The organism is Mesorhizobium sp. M7A.F.Ca.AU.002.02.1.1, assembly GCF_003998535.1.
GTDB lineage: Bacteria > Pseudomonadota > Alphaproteobacteria > Rhizobiales > Rhizobiaceae > Mesorhizobium > Mesorhizobium ciceri.
In genome coordinates this window covers 1-5,090 of the sequence record NZ_RZPB01000451.1, presented here as the reverse complement: position 1 = coordinate 5,090, position 5,090 = coordinate 1, and the positions used below count along the sequence as shown (strand labels likewise).

The following is a 5,090-nucleotide window of genomic DNA, read 5'->3' as shown; positions in this document are numbered from 1 at the left end:
AGCTCGAAGAACGCGGGCTGGTGTCATGAACACACGCAATCGAAGCGACGCGCCGGTCGCCATCGTCGGCGGCAGCGGCTTCATAGGATCGAACCTCGCCGACAGCCTGTTGTCGGATGGCGAACCGGTGCTGGTGATCGACAATCTCAGCCGTCCGGGCGTCCAGCAGAACCTTGAATGGCTGGCGCAAAAACACGCCAGTCGCCTCACGGTGGAGACCATCGACGTGCGGGACGCCAACGCCTTGGCGCCGGCTCTGACGGGTTCAAAGGCAATTTTCCATCTGGCCGCGCAAACCGCCGTCACCACAAGCCTGGTCCAGCCGGGCGAGGATTTCGACATCAACCTTCGCGGAACATTCAACGTACTGGAGGCGGCGCGACTGAGCGGTGAGTGTATTCCTGTTGTCTTCGCCAGCACCAACAAGGTCTATGGCAGCCTGCCCGACGTCGCGGTCCGCGAGGACGGCGACCGCTATGTGCCTTGCGACAGCGTCATCCAGGCGAACGGCATCGATGAGGCTCGGGGCCTGGACTTCTGCACGCCCTACGGTTGCTCCAAGGGCGCGGCGGACCAGTATGTGCTCGACTACGCCAAATCCTACGGCATGCCGACGGCGGTGCTGCGGATGAGCTGCATCTATGGACCGCGCCAGTTCGGAACCGAGGACCAGGGCTGGGTCGCGCACTTCCTGCTCAGCGCGCTGACGGGACGCCCCATCACCATTTACGGTGACGGCAGGCAAGTGCGCGATATCCTACATGTTTCCGATGCCGTCGCCGCCTACAGGGCCGTACTCGACCACATCGAGACGACCAAAGGCCAGGCATTCAATCTTGGCGGCGGCCCGGAAAATGCGCTCAGCCTGCGCACGCTGTTGAGCGAGATCCGTGGCCTGACCGGCCATGAGCTTTCAATCCGCCATGATGGCGAACGCACCGGCGACCAGCCCTTCTTCGTCGCCGACACCCGCAAGATCAAAACCGCGCTTGGCTGGATGGCCCAGGTTTCATGGCGCGAAGGCGTCCGCGACCTAGCCGACTGGCTGCAGCGCCACCGGCTCGAGCCTCACCCCGAAGCCGTGAGGTACGTCGCATGAAAATCGCTCTGGTAAACCCATTCTGGACCTACGACGACAGCATCTATTTCGGCTGCCGCCAACCACATCTGCCGCTGGAACTCGGCTATTCGAAGGCCCTGCTCGAAGCCGCCGGACATGAGGTGCTGATGCTGGATGGTCAGTTGCAGAAGCTCGACAATTCCGGTCTTTGCGAGCGGGTGGCCGATTTCGCCCCGGCAATGACTGTCGTCAGTACCGCGCCGACCTATCTGTTCTGGCGCTGCGCACCGCCGGAATTGCGCGTGCCGGCCGATTTCCTCAACCTTCTCGCCGGGCGCGGTGGACGCACGGTCGCCGTCGGCCCGCACGGCTCGGCCACGCCGGCGCCAACCTTGCGCAAGCTCGGCGTCGACATCGTCGTGCGCGGCGAATGCGAAGAAGTCGTCGAGCAACTTGCCCGGCGCGACGATTGGAGCGCAGTGCCCTCAACCGCTTATCTGCGGGATGCCAGGGTGGTTTCGAACGGCGGCGTCCACGCCAGCTCGTTTGTCGATCATCCACCCCTCGAATGGCCTGCGGACTGGATCGCAGCCCATTCGCACCACCATCACAGGTTCGATGACAATCAGGTCGGGTTCGGCGCGGAAGTCGAGGCATCGCGCGGCTGTCCCTACAATTGCAGCTTCTGCGCCAAGATCGATTTCCGTGATGCCTATCGCCGTCGAAACCACGAAGCGGTGGTCGCGGAGATCGATCGGCTGATTGCCCAAGGTGTCGGCTACATCTACTTCATCGACGAAATCTTCCTGCCGCAAAAAGCGTTGCTGGAAGCCTTGGTCGATCGCAATGTGAAATTCGGCGTGCAGACCCGCATCGATCTGTGGAAGCCCGAGCTGCTGGAATTGCTGGGCGCCGCAGGCTGCGTCTCCATTGAAGCAGGGCTCGAAAGCCTGACGGTTGAAGGCCGGGCGATGCTGGCCAAGCGCTGCCGGCTGGGCACCGAGGAACTTGCCGCGCTGCTCGTCGATGCTAGACGTCACGTTCCATTCGTTCAAGCCAATCTGATCGGCGTGGTCGAGGATGATCCCGCCCTGGTCGAGCGCTGGCGAACCCACCTGATCGACCACGGCGTATGGGCCAATGAACCTGTTCCGCTTTATCCGTATCCGAGTTCGCCCAGCTATCGCGAGCTTTGGGGCGAACCCGACGACCTTGCCTGGGAGCGCGCCCATGACCACTATCTCGCATCCTTCCAGAAATTCAGTGACATCCAGGAGAAGCGGCCCCGGCCGCTGGCGGAACTGGAGGCGACATGTTGCGGACACTGACGCCGCGCTCGTGGCGCATCCTGATGACCGTCGATGCCGTGGGCGGCGTATGGCGCTATGCGCTTGATCTGGCAAGGGAACTTGTGAACGGCGGCGACAGCGTGGTGCTTGCCGGGCTCGGTCCCCAGCCGACGAGGCAGCAGGCTGCGGAGGCAGAGGCTTTCACCACGCTGATCTGGTTGAACACGCCGCCGGATTGGATGACCCACAACGGCGGCGACCTGGATGCGCTACCGCGAGAATTGCTTGCGCCCATGCGCGACCACGCCATCGACCTAGTCCATTTCAACGCGCCGACGCAGGCGGCGGGATTCGATGCGCCGTGCCCAGCCGTGGCGGTCTCCCATTCCTGCGTGACGACATGGTTCCACGCCGTCAGGAAACAGGCAGTGGATGGCGCGTGGGCCTGGCAGAAGGAGCGCAACAGGCGTGGCTTCAATCGGGCCGACGCAGTCATCGTGCCGAGCCGCAGCCACGCCGACATGCTTGAGACCTGCTACGGCCCGATCGCGCGTCTGAGTGTGGTGGGAAATAGTGCCAGTCCGGTGCCGAAGGCCGAAAAGCGCCAACCGCTCGTCTTCGCCGCTGCCCGCTGGTGGGACGAGGGGAAGAATGCGGCGGTGATCGACCAGGCCGCGTCGCTGACGCGATGGCCCGTCTTTGCCGCCGGTTCGATGCACGGTCCGAACGGCGGGCGTACCAGCTTCAGCTATGCTGTTCCTCTGGGAGCACTGCCGTCTCACGAGGTGCGCTCCTTGATGGCGCGCGCCGGCATTTTCGTGTCGCCGTCGATCTATGAGCCATTCGGTCTGGCCGCGCTGGAAGCTGCCATGTCGGCGACGCCCCTGGTGCTTTCCGACATCGCAACCTATCGCGAACTATGGGACGGGGCTGCGATGTTCTTTGACGCGCGCAATCCGCACGACCTCGCTGCCGGCCTCAATCGTCTTTCCAGCGATGCCGAACTCAGGCGAGAGCTCGGCCAGGCAGCGATGCGACGGAGCCGCCGGTTTACACTGGCCAGGCAAGCGGCAGCCATGCGAGGCGTCTACGACAAGGCGGCCCTGGCTATGGCGGGGCGTTGACCATGCGCTTTTTGTTCTACACCCACTCGGTCCTATCCGACTGGAACCACGGCAATGCCCATTTCCTGCGCGGTATCATGCGGGATCTGATCGCGCGCCAGCACCAGGCAGTCGCGCTGGAGCCGTCCGACGGCTGGAGCCGTTCGAACCTGTTGGCCGAGAAGGGATCCTTCGCCATCGAACGCTTCCGCAAGGATTTCCCAGAGTTGATGCCGGTGACCTACAATGCCGGGTTCGATCACGAGGCCTGGATCGCCGAGGCCGACGTTGTGATCGTTCATGAGTGGACGGATCCGGAGCTTGTCGCACGCATCGGCCGTGCCCGGGCCGCTGGCGGCAACTTCATCCTTCTGTTTCATGACACCCATCACCGGGCCGTATCGGCGACCGAGGCAATCTCGGCGCTACGGTTGGAGCACTATGACGGCGTCCTCGCCTTTGGCGAGACCTTGCGCGAGAGCTATCTGCGCGCCGGCTGGGGCAAGCGCGTCTTCACCTGGCATGAAGCCGCGGACGATCGCCTGTTCAAGCCGCACCCAGAGATCCATCCCATGTCCGATCTGGTCTGGATTGGAAACTGGGGCGACGATGAGCGGACTGCCGAACTCAAGGAATTTCTGATCGAGCCAGTACACGATCTCGGTCTCGAGGCCACTGTTCACGGCGTACGCTATCCCAAGCCCGCACTTGCGGACCTGGCCGCCGCCGGACTGCGCTATGATGGGTGGATCGCCAATGCCGATGTGCCGAAGGCGTTCGCCGCGCATCGTGTCACCGTTCACATCCCACGGCGCCCCTATCGTGAGGGATTGCCTGGAATTCCGACGATCCGGATGTTCGAGGCGCTCGCCTGCGGCATTCCGCTGATTTCAGCACCCTGGTCCGATGTCGAGCAGTTGTTCAGGCCCGGCGTCGACTTCCTGTTTGCGGAGAACGGCTCTCAGATGCGGCAACACTTGCGGGCGGTATTGGCCGATGCGGATTTCGCGGCTTCCCTGGTGACTTCGGGCCTCGAGACCATTCGCTCCCGGCATACCTGCCAGCACCGCGTTGACGAGCTGTTCCGCGTGCTCACGGCATGCACGACCGAACATACCATCAACAACACCACCGCAAAGGAAGCCGCCGCATGAAGATGGCATTCTACGGATCGAGTCTTTTGTCGTCCTACTGGAACGGTGCCGCGACTTACTATCGCGGGTTGCTGAAGGCGCTTTCCCAATTGGGCTACGAAATCACCTTCTATGAACCCGACGTCTACGACCGGCAGAAGAATCGCGACATCGAGGCGCCTGACTGGTGCACTGTCGTCGTTTATGAAGCGACCCAGCACGCGCTGATGCAGGTCGCGGCACGTGCCGCCAGCGCCGACATCGTCGTCAAGGCGAGTGGCGTCGGTTTCGAGGACGAGGCGCTGCTGCGCGCCGTTCTCGACCACGCCCGCAGCGACGCGCTGGTGGTATTCTGGGACGTGGACGCTCCGGCAACCCTTGCCCAGTTGCGCGACGAACCGGACCATCCGCTCCATAGCGCCCTGCAAGAAATCGACCTTGTGCTGACCTATGGAGGCGGCGACCCCGTGGTATGGGCCTACCGTGCCATGGGGGCGAACGAATG

The 5,090-nt window shown here is 63.2% G+C and carries 4 protein-coding genes and 1 pseudogene; all 5 read left to right on the top strand.

Annotated features, from left to right (window positions below):
* Positions 1 to 1,099 (top strand): NAD-dependent epimerase/dehydratase family protein (locus tag EN879_RS23785; protein WP_348631501.1); only part of this gene is annotated, 1,099 nt, incomplete at its 5' end.
* Positions 1,096 to 2,388 carry a TIGR04295 family B12-binding domain-containing radical SAM protein gene (locus EN879_RS23780; RefSeq protein WP_063170156.1) on the top strand — a complete coding sequence of 431 codons (1,293 nt, stop codon included), beginning with the start codon at positions 1,096 to 1,098 and terminating at the stop codon, positions 2,386 to 2,388. The genes EN879_RS23785 and EN879_RS23780, both read left to right, overlap by 4 nt.
* Positions 2,373 to 3,473: a glycosyltransferase family 4 protein gene (locus EN879_RS23775; protein WP_063170155.1), complete on the top strand. Its 1,101-nt coding sequence runs from the start codon at positions 2,373 to 2,375 to the stop codon at positions 3,471 to 3,473. The genes EN879_RS23780 and EN879_RS23775 overlap by 16 nt, the downstream gene beginning before the upstream one ends.
* Positions 3,474 to 3,475: 2 nt before the next feature.
* Positions 3,476 to 4,606, top strand: coding sequence for a glycosyltransferase (locus EN879_RS23770; protein WP_063170154.1), 1,131 nt, complete (start codon positions 3,476 to 3,478; stop codon positions 4,604 to 4,606).
* A pseudogene (locus EN879_RS23765) lies at positions 4,603 to 5,090 on the top strand (hypothetical protein); the annotation flags it as partial. The gene EN879_RS23770 and the pseudogene EN879_RS23765, both read left to right, overlap by 4 nt.

What these genes read in the sequence shown, in the direction of transcription:
- EN879_RS23770 (WP_063170154.1), top strand. Translation starts at nt 3,476, where the DNA reads ATGCGCTTTTTGTTCTACACCCACTCGGTCCTATCCGACTGGAACCAC.
- EN879_RS23775 (WP_063170155.1), top strand. Translation starts at nt 2,373, where the DNA reads ATGTTGCGGACACTGACGCCGCGCTCGTGGCGCATCCTGATGACCGTC.
- EN879_RS23780 (WP_063170156.1), top strand. Translation starts at nt 1,096, where the DNA reads ATGAAAATCGCTCTGGTAAACCCATTCTGGACCTACGACGACAGCATC.